This window comes from Massilia agilis, from assembly GCF_024756255.1.
Taxonomy (GTDB): domain Bacteria; phylum Pseudomonadota; class Gammaproteobacteria; order Burkholderiales; family Burkholderiaceae_D; genus Telluria; species Telluria agilis.
In genome coordinates, this window is record NZ_JANUHB010000004.1 from 134,417 (window position 1) to 151,192 (window position 16,776).

General features: G+C 68.9%; 15 protein-coding genes and 1 tRNA gene. 12 read left to right on the top strand and 4 right to left on the bottom strand.

Translation table 11 applies throughout. The features are described 5' to 3' along the window. The first annotated feature begins 6 nt into the window (after positions 1–6). The 9 genes from NX774_RS17140 to NX774_RS17180 all read left to right on the top strand — a co-directional run bounded on the left by NX774_RS17140 (position 7) and on the right by NX774_RS17180 (position 8,471). On the top strand, positions 7–1,140 hold the full coding sequence (locus tag NX774_RS17140) for a glycosyltransferase family 4 protein (protein ID WP_258823473.1): 1,134 nt from the start codon (positions 7–9) through the stop codon (positions 1,138–1,140). Between the two features lie 17 nt (positions 1,141–1,157). Beyond that, the gene (locus NX774_RS17145) at positions 1,158–2,303 is read left to right on the top strand and encodes a glycosyltransferase family 4 protein (protein WP_258823475.1); all 1,146 of its coding nucleotides are present in this window, start codon (positions 1,158–1,160) and stop codon (positions 2,301–2,303) included. A 132-nt stretch (positions 2,304–2,435) separates the two neighbouring features. Then, entirely contained in the window at positions 2,436–3,185 is a 750-nt protein-coding gene (locus NX774_RS17150) for a substrate-binding periplasmic protein (protein WP_258823476.1), read from the top strand. 163 nt (positions 3,186–3,348) lie between these two features. Beyond that, entirely contained in the window at positions 3,349–4,026 is a 678-nt protein-coding gene (locus NX774_RS17155) for a c-type cytochrome (protein ID WP_258823773.1), read from the top strand. Between the two features lie 13 nt (positions 4,027–4,039). After that, positions 4,040–5,305 (top strand): c-type cytochrome, encoded by a 1,266-nt coding sequence (locus NX774_RS17160; protein ID WP_258823477.1) that lies wholly within the window; start codon positions 4,040–4,042, stop codon positions 5,303–5,305. Between the two features lie 18 nt (positions 5,306–5,323). Beyond that, the gene (locus NX774_RS17165; protein WP_258823479.1) at positions 5,324–5,506 is read left to right on the top strand and encodes a hypothetical protein; all 183 of its coding nucleotides are present in this window, start codon (positions 5,324–5,326) and stop codon (positions 5,504–5,506) included. A gap of 1 nt (position 5,507) precedes the next feature. Further along, positions 5,508–6,071, top strand: a complete 564-nt coding sequence (locus tag NX774_RS17170; protein ID WP_258823481.1) for a cupredoxin domain-containing protein — start codon at positions 5,508–5,510, stop codon at positions 6,069–6,071. Positions 6,072–6,087: 16 nt separating this feature from the next. Further along, on the top strand, positions 6,088–7,692 hold the full coding sequence (locus NX774_RS17175; protein WP_370660451.1) for a cbb3-type cytochrome c oxidase subunit I: 1,605 nt from the start codon (positions 6,088–6,090) through the stop codon (positions 7,690–7,692). Next, complete coding sequence (locus NX774_RS17180; RefSeq protein ID WP_258823486.1) at positions 7,689–8,471, top strand: c-type cytochrome; 783 nt, start codon at positions 7,689–7,691, stop codon at positions 8,469–8,471. The genes NX774_RS17175 and NX774_RS17180 overlap by 4 nt, the downstream gene beginning before the upstream one ends. Here the strand turns inward: NX774_RS17180 and NX774_RS17185 are convergent. Both NX774_RS17185 and NX774_RS17190 read right to left on the bottom strand, forming a co-directional pair. Next, positions 8,468–9,838: an ATP-binding protein gene (locus NX774_RS17185; RefSeq protein ID WP_258823487.1), complete on the bottom strand. Its 1,371-nt coding sequence runs from the start codon at positions 9,836–9,838 to the stop codon at positions 8,468–8,470. The genes NX774_RS17180 and NX774_RS17185 overlap by 4 nt on opposite strands. Position 9,839: 1 nt before the next feature. After that, the gene (locus tag NX774_RS17190) at positions 9,840–10,523 is read right to left on the bottom strand and encodes a response regulator transcription factor (protein ID WP_258823488.1); all 684 of its coding nucleotides are present in this window, start codon (positions 10,521–10,523) and stop codon (positions 9,840–9,842) included. A 159-nt stretch (positions 10,524–10,682) separates the two neighbouring features. Here NX774_RS17190 and NX774_RS17195 point away from each other — a divergent pair, with 159 nt between their 5' ends. Next, a complete protein-coding gene (locus tag NX774_RS17195) occupies positions 10,683–11,399 on the top strand; it encodes a hypothetical protein (protein WP_258823489.1) in 717 nt (238 codons plus the stop codon). 172 nt (positions 11,400–11,571) lie between these two features. Here the strand turns inward: NX774_RS17195 and NX774_RS17200 are convergent. After that, positions 11,572–11,656 (bottom strand) — tRNA-Leu (locus NX774_RS17200). A gap of 224 nt (positions 11,657–11,880) precedes the next feature. Between NX774_RS17200 and NX774_RS17205 the strand changes: the two genes are divergently transcribed. Then, on the top strand, positions 11,881–13,848 hold the full coding sequence (locus tag NX774_RS17205; protein WP_258823490.1) for an APC family permease: 1,968 nt from the start codon (positions 11,881–11,883) through the stop codon (positions 13,846–13,848). Positions 13,849–13,954: 106 nt separating this feature from the next. Continuing rightward, complete coding sequence (locus tag NX774_RS17210) at positions 13,955–16,198, top strand: hybrid sensor histidine kinase/response regulator (protein ID WP_258823491.1); 2,244 nt, start codon at positions 13,955–13,957, stop codon at positions 16,196–16,198. 8 nt (positions 16,199–16,206) lie between these two features. On the opposite strand, the gene NX774_RS17215 is transcribed toward NX774_RS17210, so the two are convergent. Further along, on the bottom strand, positions 16,207–16,683 hold the full coding sequence (locus tag NX774_RS17215; RefSeq protein ID WP_258823492.1) for a hypothetical protein: 477 nt from the start codon (positions 16,681–16,683) through the stop codon (positions 16,207–16,209). Between the last annotated feature and the right edge of the window lie 93 nt (positions 16,684–16,776).

Sequence of the window (16,776 nt, forward strand, 5' to 3'; positions counted from 1 at the left end):
GCGGCAATGCTTACCGTCGGCCTGGGCACGAACATGATCGAGCCGGGGCTGACCGGCGGCCGCCTCGATGGCATCGGGGTGTACACCCAGGCGCTGCTGCGCCACCTGCCGCGTGCCGGCTGCCAGGTGGCGCCGTATTCCTGGCCGCGGCCGCTCTCCGCCAGTGCCGCCGCAGAGGCGATCAGCATCGGCCAGCCGATGCCGCAGTCGTTCGAGGCCGCCTCGCTGGTCGAGCTGGTGACCCCGCGCGTGCACCGCGTGCACATGCCGGCCGACCTGTTCCACGTCACCGACTACCGGGTGGTGCGCATGGATTGCCCGGTGGTGGCGACCCTGCATGATGCGCTGCCGATCAAATACCCCGAATGGTGCAGCCCGCGCCTGCGCCAGCTGAAGAACTGGCTGCAGCGCAAGGCGGCGCAAAAGGCCGACCACGTGATCGCCCTGTCGCATTTCGCGGTGGACGAGCTGGTCCAGTGCTTCGGCGTGGACGAGCGCCGCGTCTCGGTGGTGCCGTGCGGCGTGGACGACGAATGGCTGCAGCCGCCCGATGCCGCCGAGGTGGCGGCCACGCTGGCGGCGCTCCAGCTGCAGCCGGGCTATTTCCTGTTCGTCGGCACGCTGCAGCCGCGCAAGAACGTCGAGCGCCTGCTGCAGGCCTGGCTGGCGCTGCCGCAGGCGGTGCGCGCCGAGCGCGCGCTGGTGATCGTCGGCACGCCCGGCTGGCGCTGCGAGCAGCTGGTCGCGCGCCTGCGCGCCGCCCAGGCCGACGGCGAGAACCTGGTCTGGCTCGACCGCCTGACCGACCCCCGCCAGCTGCGCCACGTATACGCGGGCGCCGGCGTGTTCGTGTTCCCCTCGCTGTACGAGGGCTTCGGCATCCCGATCGTCGAAGCGTTTGCCTCCGGCGTGCCGGTGGTGGCCTCCAATGCCAGCTCGCTGCCCGAAGTGACGCAGGGCGCCGCGCTCGAGGTCGATCCGCTCGACGCCGGCGCGCTGGGCGAGGCGATGCTGGCGCTGTCGCGCGATACGGCGCTGCGCGCGCGCTGCGCCGCAGCCGGGCGCGCGCGCGCCGCACGCTTGACCTGGCACGAAACGGCACGCCAGACCGCAGCCGTGTACCATAGCGTCCTTAACTGATGAGCCAGGCAGCACCGATGCGCGTCCTCCACTTCTACAAGACTTACTACCCCGACTCGCTGGGCGGGATCGAACAGGTGATCCGCCAGCTGTGCGTGGGCACCGGTCGGCTGGGGGTGACCAACCAGGTGCTGTCGCTGTCGCGCCAGAAGGACCTGGCACCGTACCTGTTCGAGGGCACCGAAGTGCACCGCGTGCCGCTCGACTTCGAGATCGCCTCCAACGCCTGCTCGCTGGCCGCGATCGGGCAGCTGGCACGCATGGCGCGCGAGGCCGACGTGGTGCACTACCATTTCCCGTGGCCGTTCATGGACCTGGCCCACTTCATGGCGCGCGTGAACAAGCCGAGCCTGGTGACCTACCACTCCGACATCGTGCGCCAGAAGCACCTGCTGCGCCTGTACCAGCCGCTCAAGCACCGCTTCCTGAACAGCGTGGACACGATCGTGGCCACCTCGCCCAACTACATGGCCTCGTCCGCCGTGCTGGACCGCTACCGCGACAAGACCCGCGTCATCACCTACGGACTGGACCGCGACACCTACCCCGAGCCGGCGCCCGAGCTGCTGGACCAGTGGCGCGCGCGGGTCGGCGACAAGTTCTTCCTGTTCGTCGGCGTGCTGCGCTACTACAAGGGCCTGCACATCCTGCTGGACGCGGTCGAGCACCTCGACTACCCGGTGGTCATCGTCGGCGCCGGCCCGATCGAGCAGGAGCTCAAGGCGCACGCCGCGCGCCTGGGCCTGTCCCACGTGCACTTCGTTGGCGCACTGGACGACGCCGACAAGGTGGCGCTGCTCAAGCTGTGCTACGCGGTGGCCTTCCCGTCGCACCTGCGTTCGGAGGCGTTCGGCATCTCGCTGCTGGAGGGCGCGATGTTCGGCAAACCGATGATTTCCAGCGAAATCGGCACCGGCACCACCTACATCAACATCGACAACGAGACCGGGCTGGTGGTGCCGCCCTCCAACCCGCAGGCGCTGGCCGAGGCCATGCGCAAGCTGTGGGACAACCCGGCGCTGGCCGCCGACATGGGACGCCGCGCCGCCCAGCGCTACCGCGAGCTGTTCACGTCCGAACAAATGGCCGCCAGCTATACCGCGCTGTACCGCGAACTGGTGGCGCGCCACGCCGGGCAGGCACTGGCCACGGCCAAGGCCTGAGCCGCCGCGGGGGCGACTGTTGCGCGCAAACAGCAGTTTTTCGTCGGCGCGACGCGTTCTTGCTGCTCGGACATCCTTGCGGTTATGCTAGAACCCGACGCCACCGCAAGCGGCGCACCCCGGGGTTAGCCAATGTCGACGAAATCAACTGCGATAGCGGTACTGCTTGCGCTCTGCGCCACGGCGACCGCGCAGGGCCGGCCCAAGCTGTACCTGACGACCGAAACCTCGGCCCCTTCCAGCATGATCGAAGGCGGCCGCGTCACCGGCATCGGCACCGACAAGGTGCGCGAGATCATGGCGCGCGCCGGCATCGACTACACCATCGACCTGCTGCCGTGGAAGCGCGCCTACATGGCCGCGCTCGAGCGCGCCGATGCCTGCGTGTTCTCCACTACCCGCACCGCCGAGCGCGAGGCGCTGTTCAAGTGGGTCGGCCCGACCGACGAGGCGCAGTGGGTGCTGGCGGCGCGCATCGGCAGCGGCATCCACCTGAACACGCTCGAGGACGCGCGCAAGTACCGCATCGGCACCTACAACGGCGACGCACGCGACCAGTACCTGCGCGAGCGCGGCTTCCAGGTGGACCCCGCCCCCAACGACCTGATCAATCCGCGCAAGCTGATCATGGGCCGCATCGACCTGTGGGCCGCCGCCTGGCGCCACGGCAGCAGCGTGCTCGGCCAGCACGGCTGGGACAAGCAGATCGCGCCGGTGCTGACCTTCAACCGCCAGCGGGTCTACCTGGCCTGCAACCGCGGCGTGCCCGACGAGCTGGTGGCGCGCATGAATGCCGCGGTCGAGGCGATGACGCGCGACGGCACCATGCGCCGCATCGAACGCAAGTACGAAACCTGGGTCCCGCCCGGCACGCCCGAGTAGGCTCGCCGCTTTTCCCGATTCTCCTGCCGCCATCCGGTCCGAAGCGTGCGTCGGACTTGTGGCGATCATGCTAACTTTCGCTCCACATTGACGGTGGCGAGAGAGGCCGGCCACGGCCTTGTTGCAGGAGAGGAATCAATTGAAGATTTTCCTGAGTCTGGCGATGGGGGCAGTGGTGCTGGCCGGGTCGGCGATGGCGCAGCAGCGTGCGCCCGACCGCATCCCCGACACCATGGAAGCGCGGGTGGCCGCCTGTGTCGGCTGCCATGGCCTGCAGGGGCGCGGCGTGGCCAACGTCTATTTCCCGCGGCTGGCGGGCAAGCCGGCCGGCTACCTGTACAACCAGCTGGTGGCGTTCCGCGACGGCCGCCGCAGGTACGTGCCGATGAACTACCTGCTGGAATACCTGCCCAACAGCTACCTGATGCGCATGGCCGAGTACTTCGCCGCGCAAAACCCGCCGCCGCTGGTGCAGCCGGCCACCAACGCGCCGCCGGCGCTGCTGGCGGACGGTAAACGCATCGTCACCCAGGGCGTGCCCGGCAAAAAAATCCCCGCCTGCATCGCCTGCCACACCCCCGAGCTGACCGGGCGTGAACCGGGCATCCCGGGCCTGTTGGGCCTGCGCGCCGACTACGTCAGCGCCCAGCTCGGCGCATGGCGCTACGGCACCCGTACCGCGCTTGCGCCCGACTGCATGCAGTTCGTCGCTTCCAGCCTGTCCGAACCCGAGGTTGCCGCGGTGGCCGCCTACCTGGCGTCGCTGCCGGTGTCGGGCAACCGCCCGGCCAAGGCCGGCGGCGCGCGCCTGCCGCTGGCCTGCGGCAGCCAACCGCAATAGAAGGGGAGCACCGATGTCCGTCCGTTTCCTGTCCAAACTCGTTGCGCTGCTGGCGCTGTCCGCCGGCCTGGGCAGCGCGGCGCTGGCGCAGCCGCCAAGCCGCGCCCCGGCCGCGCAGTCGCAGGTCGAGCGCGGGCGCTACCTGGCCCAGGCCGGCGACTGCATCGCCTGCCACACGATCCCGGGCGCCAGGATCTTTTCCGGCAACCGGCCCATGCCCACGCCGTTCGGCACCCTGTACTCGCCCAACATCACGCCCGACCCCGAGACCGGCATCGGCCGCTGGACCGCCGACGAGTTCTACCGCATGATGCACACCGGCCGCTCGCGCAACGGCGACCTGCTGTACCCGGCCATGCCGTTCGCGTCCTACACCAAGGTCACGCGCGCCGACTGCGACGCCATCTTCGCCTACCTGCGCTCGGTCCCGCCGGTGCGCCAGCAGTCGCGCCCGCACGACCTGCGCTTCCCGTACAACAACCGGGCGCTCCTGATCGGCTGGCGCACGCTGTACTTCCAGGAAGGCGAGTACCAGCCCGACCGCAGCAAGTCGGCCGAGTGGAACCGCGGCGCCTACCTGGTGCAGGGGCTGGGCCACTGCGCCATGTGCCACACGCCGATCAACGCGCTGGGCGGCTCCTCGGCCGAGCAGGCCTTCCAGGGCGGCCTGATCCCGATGCAGAACTGGTACGCGCCCTCGCTCACCTCCAACCGCGAGGCCGGCCTTGGCAACTGGGAGATCCGCGACATCGTGGACCTGCTGCAGATGGGCGTGTCCAACCGCGGCACCGTGTACGGCCCGATGGCCGAGGTGACCTACAACAGCCTGCAGTTCATGAGCGACGAGGACATCCGCGCCATGGCGGTGTACCTCAAGGCCTTGCCGGCGGACCAGCCGGTCACCGCCGACGTGGGCGCCTCGCCGCTGCGCGCCGGCGTGGCCTTCAATACCGGGCGCCGCATCTATGCCGACCGCTGCGCCAGCTGCCATGGCGCCGAAGGGCGCGGCAAGCTGCCGCACTACCCGCCGCTGGCCGCCAACCAGTCGATCAACATGACCTCGGCGGTCAACCCGATCCGGATGGTGCTCAACGGCGGCTACCCGCCCGGCACCCGCCGCAATCCCATGCCGTACGGAATGCCGCCGTTCGCCCAGGTGCTGTCGGACGACGACATCGCCGCCGTCGTCACCTTCATCCGCAGCGCCTGGGGCAACCGCGGCGGGCCGGTGACGGTGCGCGACGTCAACCGCCTGCGCTCGGCCACCGTCGTCGAATGAGACCTGACTGGAGAATCCATGTTCTACGAACCAACTGATGTGGACCGCGACCCGGCCGAGGCCCAGCGCCAGGTCGATGCGGTGGTGGCGCGCGGGCCGCGCGGGGCGTTCGCGCTGGCGGGCGTGGCCACCGCCCTCGTGCTGCTGATCTGGCTGGTGTTCTTCTTCGGCGTGTTCGTCGCGCGCGGCGGCGGGAACTGACATGGCCACCAGCGACATCCACGACCACGGCGCCCACGTCGCCGCCGCCGCCGAGTCGCGCTGGGCGATGGTGGTCGGCGCCATCATCCTGTTCCTGCTGGCGATGACGGCCTACATGAGCCTGCACTGGGCGGCGATGCCGCCGGTGCGCACCGAGACCATCGACCCGAGCACCTTGCACATCGCCGGCGAATTCGTCGAGGGCAACCTGGGCACCGCGCTCGAGCCCGACGGCGCGGTGACGGTGCGGGTGGTGGCCAACCAGTATTCGTTCACCCCGCAGTGCGTGGTGGTGCCCACCGACACCCCGGTCACGATCCGCGCCACCGCCGCCGACGTGGTGCACGGCTTTTCGATCGCCAGCACCAACGTCAACATGATGCTGGTGCCCGGCTACATCTCCAACTTCCGCACCCGGTTCAGCGAGCCGGGCGAGCACCTGATGCCGTGCCACGAATACTGCGGCACCGGGCACGCCTCGATGTGGGCGCACGTGCAGATCATCGACAAGGGCGAGTTCATGCGGCGCGCCGCGACCGCCAGGAGGCTAAGCTGTGTTAAGTAACGATACCCGGCGCTTGGTGCTGGCCCATTTCTGGATCGCCTTCATCGCCTTCTTCGTCGCGCTGCTCTTGGGCGAGTGGCAGATGTACATCCGCAGCCCGCTGCGCGACTGGATCGGCAATCCCGAGCTGTACTACCGCTCGGTCACCGCGCACGGCTCGGCCATGGGTTACGTGTTCCCGACGCTGGTGGCGATGGGTTTCGGTTACGCGATCGTCGAGCTCTCGCTCAAGCAGCCGCTGGTGGGCAAGCGCTGGGCCTGGGGCGGCTTCTTCCTGCTGCTGCTCGGGGTGGTGGTGGCGATGGCGCCGGTGTCGGCGGGCGTGTCCTCGGTGCTGTACACCTTCTACCCGCCGCTGATCGGCCACCCGGCCTACTACATCGGGGTGGTGTTCGTGGTGGTCGGTTCGTGGATCTGGGTCGCGCTCATGTCGGTCAACCTGCGCGTGTGGAAAAAGGCCAACCCGGGCGTGGCGGTGCCGCTGCCGATGTTCGCCAACGTGGCCGGCGCCTACCTGTGGGCCTGGACCTCGCTCGGCGCCGCGATCGAAATCCTGTTCCTCATTTTGCCGGTCGCGCTCGGGTTCAAGACCACCATCGACGCGGGTCTCGCGCGCGTGTTCTTTTCGTGGACGCTGCACGCCATCGTGTACTTCTGGCTGATGCCTGCCTACATCGCGTTCTACACCCTGGTGCCGCGCGCAATCGGCGCCCGCCTGTACAGCGACACCATGGGGCGCCTGGCCTTCATCCTGTTCCTCGTGTTCTCGATGCCGATCGGGGTGCACCACCTGTTCCAGGACCCGCAGGTCGGCTCCGGCGTCAAGTTCCTGCACGCGGTGTTCACCGGCATGGTCTCGGTGCCCACGCTGCTGACCATCTTCACCATCACCGCCTCGGTCGAGATCGCCGGGCGCCTGCGCGGCGGCAAAGGGGCGTTCGGCTGGATCCGCGCGCTGCCCTGGCACAACCCGATGATGCTGGCGGTCGCGTTCTCGTTCATCCTGCTCGGCTTCGGCGGCGCCGGCGGCATCATCAACATGAGCTACCAGCTCGACTTCGCGGTGCACAACACGCAATGGATCACCGGCCACTTCCACCTGATCTTCGCCGGCGCCATCGTCATCATGTACTTCGCGCTGTCCTATGACCTGTGGCCGCACCTGACCGGCAAGCAGCTCGAGAGCAGCGGCATGATGAAGGCCCAGCTGTGGCTGTGGTTCGTCGGCATGATCGTCCTGACCTTCCCGTGGCACGTGGTGGGCGTGATGGGCATGCCGCGCCGGATGGCCTACTTTGACTACAGCAACCCCGAGCTGGCGCCGCAGGCGATCACCGTCATCATCAGCTTCATCGGCGGGCTGCTGCTGGTCGTCTCTGGCCTCTTGTTCCTGCTGGTGCTGCTGCGCGGCCACATGTCCGAGGCCATCCGCCTGCCCGAGTTCCGCTTCAGCCAGCCGGTGCATGCGACAGGGCGCTTGCCGGTCGCGCTCAACAGCTTCGCGCTGTGGCTGGCGCTGATGGTCGGCCTGTCGGTGGTCAACTACGGCTACCCAATCGCCCAGTTGCTGCCGCTGAAGGAAACGTCGGTGCCGGCGGTGCCGGTCGGAGGCCATCCATGAGCGAACTGTTCAGCACCCGCAACCCCTGGTTCACGCGCAGCGTCGGCATCCTGGTCGTCATTGCGGTGGCGGCCGCGCTGGTGGGTTTCGTCTGGCTGCCGCGCACGCACAACGCCGGCGCGGCCAGCCTGTGGGACGCGATCTGCAGCGCCGCCGGCGCCCCGGCGCGCTTCCAGAACGCCGCGCTGCCCGGTGAAAAGGCGGTGTTCCCCAGCACCGTGGTGGTCAGCGCCGACATGATGGGGCCACTGACCCAGCAAGAGGTCGGCCGCGGCGCCACGCTGGCGCTGGCCTGCACCATGTGCCACGGCGCCACGGGCACCAGCCCGGCCGGCACGCCGCACCTGGCCGGCCAGCAGGCATCGAGCATCTACAAGCAGCTGGCCGACTTCAAGTCAGGCCACCGCCCGAGCGTGATCATGCAGCCGATGGTGGCCAACCTGTCCGACCAGGACATGCGCGACCTGGCCGCCTACTACGCCAGCCAGAAGCGCGACCGGCCGATCCCGGCGCGCATCAGTCCGGCCACGCCGCGCCTGGTGCGCAACGGCGACCCGATGCGCAACATCGGCGCCTGCTCGACCTGCCACAGCCCCAACGTGCAGCGGCCGGCCACCCCGAACCTGGACGGCATGAACGCCGACTACCTGCGCACCCAGCTGCGCGCCTTCCATGCCGGCACCCGCGCCAACGACATCAACCGCCAGATGCGCAATGCCGCGCACCAGCTGACGGCGCAGGAAATCGACGAACTGGTGCGCTACTACGCCAGCCGCTAGCGCGGCGCGCCGGAGCCGGGCGCCAGCGGCAGCACGATCTCCACGCACAGCCCGCCGCCATCGCGGTTGCGCGCGCGGATCTGGCCGCCGTGGCTGCGCACCACGCGCTGGGCGATCGCCAGGCCCAGCCCGTGCCCCGGCAGGCCGGTGTTCTGGCTGCCGCGCTGGAACGGGCGGAAGATCAGTTCCAGCTCCGCGTCCGGCACCCCGGGGCCGTGGTCGCACACCGCAATGCGCACCTGCCCGGCGCGCGCATCAAGCGTGACGCTGGCCGTCACCGCGGTGCCGTCCTCGGTGTGCTTGACGGCGTTGCGCACCACGTTCTCGATCGCGCTGTGCAGCATCTCGGCGCCGCCGCGCACCACGCTGGCGCCGGTGGCGCTGAGCGATACCGACTTGCCGCTGGCCTGGGCCTCGAAGCGCGCGTCATCCACCACCTGGGCCACCAGCTCCTCGATCACCACCTCGTCCGCGAGCGCGCCGCCCACGCCGGCGTCGAGCCGCGCCAGCGCCAGCACCTCGCCGATCATCGCATCCATGCGCGTGCTCTCGCGCTCGATCCGGTCGAGCCAGGTGCCGACCCGGTCCGGCCGCTGGCGCGCCAGGCCGATCGCCGCCTGCAGCCGCGCCAGCGGCGAGCGCATTTCGTGTGACACGTCGTGCAGCAGGCGCCGCTGGGCCGCATGCTCGTCTTCCAGCCGCTGCGCCATGCGGTCGAAGTCGCGCGACAGGTCGGTCAGCTCGTCGCCGCGCTTGGCCGGGGCGCCGATCCGGGTATCGAGCTTGCCGGCGGCGACCGCATCGAACGCAGCGCGCAGCTTGCGGATCGGCTTGGCGAAATGCCATGCCAGCAGCGCCGCCGACACCAGGCTGCCCAGCATCGCCAGCAGCATGGGCATCAGCGGAAAATAGCCGTCGCGCGGCGCCCGGTGGCCGCCCAGGCCGTAGCCGCGCTTGCGCGCGCCGCGCTGCTCGCTGCGCGCGGCGAACAGCAGCCAGTCGTTACCCTCCGCCTTCACCGTCTGCAGTGCGTGCGCGGCCGGATCGCGCGCATGCAGCTGGCGCAGCTCCTGCAGCAGCGCGGCGTCGGTGGGCCGGCCGAGCAGCTCGTGGCCGCCCGCATCCACGGCATACAACTGCATCCCGTCATGCTGGGTGAGCAGGGCGCGCAGCGCAGGCAGGCCGCCGAAGCGCAGCGTCTGCGCCGCCGCATCCACCGCGAACACGCCCGGCGGGCCAAAGTCCACGCGCGCGCTGCGGTGCGCCGCGTTGCGGTCCTTGAACCAGATGCCGGTGCTGATCGCCAGCACCGCCAGCGCCTGCACCAGCCAGGTGGCAAAGAAGAACTTCCAGAACAGGCGGCCCATGTCAGTCCTTGACCAGCACGTAGCCCTGCCGGTGCACGGTCTGGATGCATGAGCGGCCGTCGGCCAGCGTGCCCAGCTTGTGGCGCAGGCTGCTCATGTGCACGTCCACGTTGCGGTCGAAGCGCGCCAGCGGGCGAAACAGCGCCTTCTCCGACAGGTCCTGCTTGCTGACGGTATGCCCGGCCTGGCGCACCAGCACCTCGAGCAGGTTGAACTCGGTGCTGGTCAGCGCCACCGCGTTGCCGTCCCACTGCACGCGCCGCTGCTCCGGCCACATCGTCAGGCGCCCGACCACGAACTGGTTGCTGTCGCCGCTGGCCAGCTGCTGGGTGCGGCGCAGGATCGCGCGGATGCGCGCCGACAGCTCGCGCGGCGTGCACGGCTTGGACACATAGTCGTCCGCGCCCAGCTCCAGGCCCAGGATGCGGTCGGCGTCATCGCCCTTCGCGGTCAGCATCAGCACCGGCATCTGGCTGCGCGTGCGCAACTGGCGCAGCGTCTCCATGCCCTGCATGCGCGGCATCATCACGTCCAGCACCGCGATCGCGAACTCGCCGCCCGCGGCCTGCGCCAGCCCGTCGGCGCCGTTGTGCACCGCCGCTACCTCGAAGCCGTCCTGCTCCAGGTATTCCTTCAACATTTCGACGAGCTCCACGTCGTCGTCGATCAATAACACTTTTGCCATGCGTATTTTTCCGTGACCAGAACGCCGATGATAACGGCCCCCGCGCGGACGTATTCAACGGGTCACATTACTTTACGTAAATTTACCCCGGCTTTACTGCGATTTACCACCTTGGCCGCCACACTGCACGGTGTGTCACTCAACCAACAAGGAAGCAACATGTCCATCAGCAGCATCTCCAGTTCCCTCTATTCGTTGACCCAGACCAGCCAGGCAGGCAGTGCCAGCCGGGCATCCGCCGACGGGCAGGCGCAGCAAGTGCAGGGCGGTCCGCCGCCGCGGCCGCATGGCGGGGGCGGCCTGGGCAAGGCCGTGATGCAGTCGCTGGCCGACACGCTCGGCATCGACACCTCGTCCTCCGGCAGCACCAGCGCCACCGACGGCAGCACCAGCACGACCGACAGCACCTCGGGCACCACCGATGTGGCCAGCGCGCAGCAGGCGCTGGGCAGCTTCATGCAGTCGCTGATGTCGGCCCTGCACGCGCAGGGCGCGGGTGCAAGCACGTCGGGCGGCACCGGCGGCGGCGATCCGGACGGCGATGGAGATGGTCCGCGCGGCCCGCGCATGGGCCAGGGCGGCCCGGGGCGCATGGAATCGGATTTGCAAAGTCTTGTCCAGAAGCTGGCCTCCGGCAGCACGGCCAGCACCAGCACCACGAGCGACAGCAGCACCGCGACGGACAGCTCCACGAGCGATAGCGCGACAAGCGACAGCGCCACCAGCGCCCTGCAGGACAGCTTCAAGAATCTCTTGTCCACGCTGGGCGTGTCCACCGACGGCAGCAACGACAAGCTGAACAGCTTCCTGCAGAGCCTGCAGAGCAAGATGGCCGCCGTTCACCCGGCCGGTAACGCCGTCAATACCACCGCGTAACGCGAGAATCGGGCAACTTAAGGCAGCGCCCTCGGAACAAGGTGGGCGCTTTGCTCTTGTAAAAGTGGGTGCAGCAGGGGGAGTCGTTGTTTGAACAACAGCCCGGTCACGCCTTCTGTTGTACCGGGTGCGATTCGCGGGCAACCGGCCGAATGACAGGGGCGCAGGCTATTGGTGCCTCCGGCCGGAATCGAACCGGCACGCCTTTCGGCGCTTGATTTTGAGTCAAGTGCGTCTACCAATTCCGCCACAGAGGCACTGCAGGGAGGCACGCATATTAGCACACCGTTTTGGCAACTGACCAGCCTACGGCGATGCCGCCCCCGACCGGGGAGATGCCGATAAGGGGAAAACAAGATCGCATTTACGCGTCGTAGCGGTTTCCCCACCGGTGATAGCGCCATTGTGTGCTTTTGCCGGGTTCCAGCGTATGATCTCGCTTCCCTTCAGAAACAGAGCCATCCCGGCGGTGGCGGACACGATGAAAAACAAGAAGATACGCGAGATTATCCTCGGCAAAGCCCTGGATCCGATGAAGAGCGAGACGCGCCATTCGATGGCGTTGGTGGCCTTCCTGGCCTGGGTGGGACTGGGTGCCGACGGCCTGTCCTCGTCCGCGTACGGACCGGAGGAGACCTTCCGCGCGCTCGGCGCGCACACCCACCTCGGGCTGTACATGGCGCTGGCCACCGCGGCCACCGTGTTCATCATCGCGCTGGCCTACAACCAGGTGATCGAACTGTTCCCCACCGGCGGTGGCGGCTACCGCGTCGCCACCAAGCTGGTCGGGCCCTACCTCGGGCTGGTCTCCGGTTGTGCGCTGATCCTCGACTACGTGCTCACCATCGCGATCTCGGTCGCGTCAGGGGTGGATGCGCTAGCGTCTTTCCTGCCGCTCTGGGTGCAGCCGTACAAGCTGGCCGCCGAGGCCTTCTTCATCGCCGCGCTGATCATGATGAACCTGCGCGGGCTGAAGGAGGCGATCCGCATCCTGCTGCCGATCTTCCTCGGCTTTGTCGCCACCCACCTGGTCCTGATCGTGTACGGGATCGTGGCGCACGCCTCGCAACTGCCGCTGCTGATTCCGGCCACGATCGCCGAAACCACCTCGCTGGCGCAGGGTATCGGCTGGTCCAGCGTGGCCGGCATGCTGCTGTTCGCCTACTCGCAGGGCGGCGGCACCTACACCGGCCTGGAGGCGGTGTCGAACAACGTGAACATGCTGGCCGAGCCGCGCGTTCGCACCGGTAAAGTCACGATGTTCTACATGGCCGTGTCGCTCGCGATCACGGCGGGCGGCATCATCATGCTCTACCTGCTGTGGGACGCGCATCCGGTCGAAGGCCAGACCCTGAACGCTTCCACCTTCAAGGTCATCATCGCCAACATGGGACTGGGCGGGCCGGTGCTCAACCAGGTCATGCTCGCGGTGGTGCTGCTGTTCGAGGCCGGGCTGCTGTTCGTGGCCGCCAACACGGGCTTTCTGGGCGGCCCGTCGGTGCTGTCGAACATGGCGTCGGACTCGTGGGTGCCGCACCAGTTCCGCTACCTGTCCTCGCGCCTGGTCACGCAGAACGGCATCCTGGTGATGGGCATCGCCGCGCTCGCGATCCTGTTCTGGACCGGCGGCCAGGTCACCATGCTGCTGGTGCTGTATTCGCTGTCGGTGTTCCTCACCTTCGCCATTTCGCTGTTCGGCCTGTGCGTGTACTGGTGGCGCAACCGCGGCGGCCCCGAGGGCGCGCGCTGGATCGGCCGCTTCCTGCTGTCGCTGGTCGGCTTCATCATCTGCGCCGGCATCCTCGCGATCCTGCTGGTCAAGCGCTTTGCCGACGGCGGCTGGGCCACCGCGGTCATCATCGCCGCCATCGCCTGCCTGTGCATTTTCATCCGCAACCACTACCGCGAAACCAAGCGCGCCATCCATTCGGTGGACAGCGTGTTCGCAAGCCAGCCGTTCGGCCCAGGCACAGAGCCGATCGAACCGGACCCGCAGGCGCAGACCGCGGTGTTCATCGTCGGGAACTCGCGCGGCGGCGGCCTGCACGCGCTGTTGTGGGTGCAGCGCATGTTCCCCGGCCACTTCAAGAACTTCTTGTTCGTCAATGCGCGCACCGTGGACTCGCACGTGTACGGTGGCGAGGGCGCGATGGAAAAGATGCGCGAGGATGCTGCCGAAACGCTCGAGTTCTTCGTCGACTTCTGCCACAGCCACGGCATGGCGGCCGCCTCGTACATCGGGTTCGGCACCGATGCGGTCGAGGAGATCACGCGCATGTGCGAGCGCATCAGCAACGAATTCCCGAATTCGATTTTCTTCACCAGCAAGCTGGTGTTCGCGTCCGATAACTGGCTGATCCGCCTGCTGCACAACCAGGCCGCGCTCGCGGTGCAGCGCCGCCTGCACCTGGAAGGCCTGCAGATGGTGATCTTGCCAATGAAGGTGTAGCCCGGGCCGGGTGTCGCCTGCCGTGCACAGCGGCAGATTCCTGGCGCTCGACAGCGCAATCCCGGCGTAGAATGACCAGCTTGTCATTCGCCGGGAGCCCATCTCCATGCTGCGCACGTCGATCAGCTTCGAGCGTGGAGTGCTCCACAGGCGCGTGTTCGCCAGCATCCTGGCCGGGTTCGCGCCGCTGGTGCTGCTGTCCTACCTGACGCTGTCGGCCAACGCCGAACACCAGAAGCGCGAGCTGATCGCCGCAGTGCAGCACACGATGCGCGCGCTGACCATGGCGGTGGACGCCGAGCTGCAGGTGTCGCAGGCGGCGCTGGACACGCTGGCGACCAGCGCGCGCCTGAAGGCCGGCGACATGGCCGGTTTCCACGCCGAGGCGCGCGAGCTGCTGCGGCGCCATCCCAACTGGGCCAACATCGTGCTGTCCACGCCCGACGCGCGCCAGGTCCTCAACACGCGGCGGCCGTTCGGCTCGGCGCTGCCCAGCCGGGTCGATCCCGAGGGCGTCGAGCGGGTCGGCCGCAGCGCGCAGCCCGGCGTCGGCAACATCGTGGTCGGCCCGCTGCTGAAAAAGCCGTCGTTCGCGGTGTACGTGCCGGTGCGGCTGGACGGGCCGCAGCGCGCCTACGTGCTGGCCGCGCCGACCTTGCCGTCCTCGCTGCAGGACCTGATCCGCCGCCAGGATGTGCCCGACGGCGCGCTCGTCTCCATCGCCGACCGCAACGACAACATCGTCGCGCGCTCGCTCAACGGGGCCGAACTGATCGGCAAGCCGCTGTCGCCCACCTTGCGCCAGGTGCTGCGCGAAGGCCGCGACGAAGGTTGGGCGGTCACCACCACGCTCGAAGGGGCGCAGGTGTACGCGGTGTACAAGCGCTCCCCGGTGACCGGCTGGACCGCGGTGATCGGCATCCCGGTGGACGCGATCGACGCGCCGGTGCGCCGCACCTATCGCCTGCTGGCCGGTTCGATCCTGATCGCGTCGCTGCTCGGCCTTGGGGTGGCGCTGGCGTTCGCGCGCTCGGTCACGCGGCCGATGCTGCAGCTGCGCGAGTCGGCCGACGCGATGGGACGCGGCGCGGCGCCGGACATCCCGGGCACCGACATCCCGGAGATCCGCAAGGTCGGGGAAGCCATGGCGCAGGCGCACGAGGAGCGCGCGCGCCTGCTGGCGAGCGAGCGCGAAGCGCACCGCCAGGAACGCCAGGCGCGTCTTGCGGCCGAGGAGGCCAGCCGCGCCAAGGACGAATTCCTCGCCATGCTCGGCCACGAGCTGCGCAACCCGCTCGCGCCGATCTGCTCGGCCGCCGAACTGCTGCAGCGCCAGGCCGGCGCCGACGCCGCCGTGGCCAGGCTGTCGGCCATCGTGCGGCGCCAGGCCGACCACCTGCGCCGCCTGGTGGACGACATCCTCGACGTCTCGCGCGTCACGCGCAAGCTGGTGGCGTTAAGGCGCGAGCCGGTCGATGTGAACACGCTGCTGCCGCAGGCGGTGGAGCAGGTGCAGGAGCAGGTCGCCGCCCAAGGCCTGCAGCTGTCGGTGCAAGCGTGCGCGCAGCCGGCCTGGGTGCTGGCCGATCCCACGCGCATCGTGCAGGTGCTGGTCAACCTTTTGGGTAACGCGGCCAAGTTCACGCCCGCCGGCGGCCACATCACGCTGGCGGTGGCGGCCGGCGAAGGCAGCGTCAGGATCACGGTGCAGGACGACGGCATCGGTATTGCGCCCACGCTGCTGCCGCGGGTCTTTGAGCTGTTTACCCAGGCCGAGCGCCCGCTCGACCGCGCCCAAGGCGGCCTGGGCCTGGGATTGCCGCTGGTGCGCGGCCTGGTGCAGCTGCACGACGGCCGGGTCGAGGCGGCCAGCGGCGGCGAAGGGCAGGGCGCCACCTTTGTGGTGGAGTTGCCGCGCATCGCTGCCCCCGGGCTGGTGGCCGCGCCGGCGCCTGGCGCGGCGGCCGCCGGCGCGCCGCACGCACTGCGCCTGATGGTCGTGGACGACAATGCCGATGCGGCGCAAATGATGGGGATGTTCCTGCGCGAGCAGTGCGGCTACGAGGTGATCGTGTACACCGATCCGTTCGCCGCGCTGGCGGCGGCCGCCGTCGATTGCCCCGATGTGTGCTTGCTCGACATTGGCATGCCGCGCATGGACGGCTACGAGCTCGCGCGTCGCCTGAGGGCCAACCCGGCAACGCGCGGCGCGCTGCTGGTCGCGGTCAGCGGGTACGGGCAGCAGAAAGACCGCGAGGCGGCGTTCGCGGCCGGCTTCGCGCAGCACTTCGCCAAGCCGGTGGACCTGGCGCAGCTGGTGGCGGCGGTCGGGAAGGCGCTGGCAGCCTGAAGCCGCGCTCAGCCCTGCGGGGCGGCGCCCAGGCACTTGCGTAGCGCGTGCAGCGTGATCGCCGGCCCGGTGATGGCCAGCACGTGTTCGCGCAGCGTGACCTCGATGTCCCTGGAGGGCCAGCGCAAGCCGCCGCGCGGCCGGTAGCGCAGGAAGCCCGGCGGCATCGGGATGCGTTCGTAGCCCAGCGCGGCCAAGCCCTCCTCGAGCGTGCGCAGCAGGTGGCGCGCTTCGAAGCGCGTGGTGGCCTCGAACCGCGCCGGCATGAGCGCGAACAGCGGCAGCAGGCCGCCCGCCAGCACCGGGATCACGATGTAGGCCAGCGGCGCCGTGGGGTCGAGCTTTCGGAACAGCACGACCAGTCCGGCCAGGCCCAGGACCATGACGAGCGCGAACGTAGCCAGGCGCCGGCGCGGCCGGTGCGGGCTGAGCCAGGGCGCGACCTCATGGGCATAGACCACTTCCGAAAAACTGACGCTTTTCATCCTCGAACTCCTTGGCGGCAAAGCTGCGCTACTTGCCGGCATTGTGTCCCGGTCCGGCTCGCTTGGCGCTTGATTTTGCTCAAAAGTGGAGCA

Bases quoted from the DNA above. Each gene is read 5' to 3' on its own strand.
- NX774_RS17195 (WP_258823489.1), top strand. From the start codon at position 10,683: ATGTCCATCAGCAGCATCTCCAGTTCCCTCTATTCGTTGACCCAGACC.
- NX774_RS17170 (WP_258823481.1), top strand. From the start codon at position 5,508: ATGGCCACCAGCGACATCCACGACCACGGCGCCCACGTCGCCGCCGCC.
- NX774_RS17165 (WP_258823479.1), top strand. From the start codon at position 5,324: ATGTTCTACGAACCAACTGATGTGGACCGCGACCCGGCCGAGGCCCAG.
- NX774_RS17205 (WP_258823490.1), top strand. From the start codon at position 11,881: ATGAAAAACAAGAAGATACGCGAGATTATCCTCGGCAAAGCCCTGGAT.
- NX774_RS17140 (WP_258823473.1), top strand. From the start codon at position 7: ATGCTTACCGTCGGCCTGGGCACGAACATGATCGAGCCGGGGCTGACC.
- NX774_RS17160 (WP_258823477.1), top strand. From the start codon at position 4,040: ATGTCCGTCCGTTTCCTGTCCAAACTCGTTGCGCTGCTGGCGCTGTCC.
- NX774_RS17180 (WP_258823486.1), top strand. From the start codon at position 7,689: ATGAGCGAACTGTTCAGCACCCGCAACCCCTGGTTCACGCGCAGCGTC.
- NX774_RS17215 (WP_258823492.1), bottom strand. From the start codon at position 16,683: ATGAAAAGCGTCAGTTTTTCGGAAGTGGTCTATGCCCATGAGGTCGCG.
- NX774_RS17210 (WP_258823491.1), top strand. From the start codon at position 13,955: ATGCTGCGCACGTCGATCAGCTTCGAGCGTGGAGTGCTCCACAGGCGC.
- NX774_RS17150 (WP_258823476.1), top strand. From the start codon at position 2,436: ATGTCGACGAAATCAACTGCGATAGCGGTACTGCTTGCGCTCTGCGCC.
- NX774_RS17185 (WP_258823487.1), bottom strand. From the start codon at position 9,838: ATGGGCCGCCTGTTCTGGAAGTTCTTCTTTGCCACCTGGCTGGTGCAG.
- NX774_RS17155 (WP_258823773.1), top strand. From the start codon at position 3,349: ATGGGGGCAGTGGTGCTGGCCGGGTCGGCGATGGCGCAGCAGCGTGCG.
- NX774_RS17145 (WP_258823475.1), top strand. From the start codon at position 1,158: ATGCGCGTCCTCCACTTCTACAAGACTTACTACCCCGACTCGCTGGGC.
- NX774_RS17190 (WP_258823488.1), bottom strand. From the start codon at position 10,523: ATGGCAAAAGTGTTATTGATCGACGACGACGTGGAGCTCGTCGAAATG.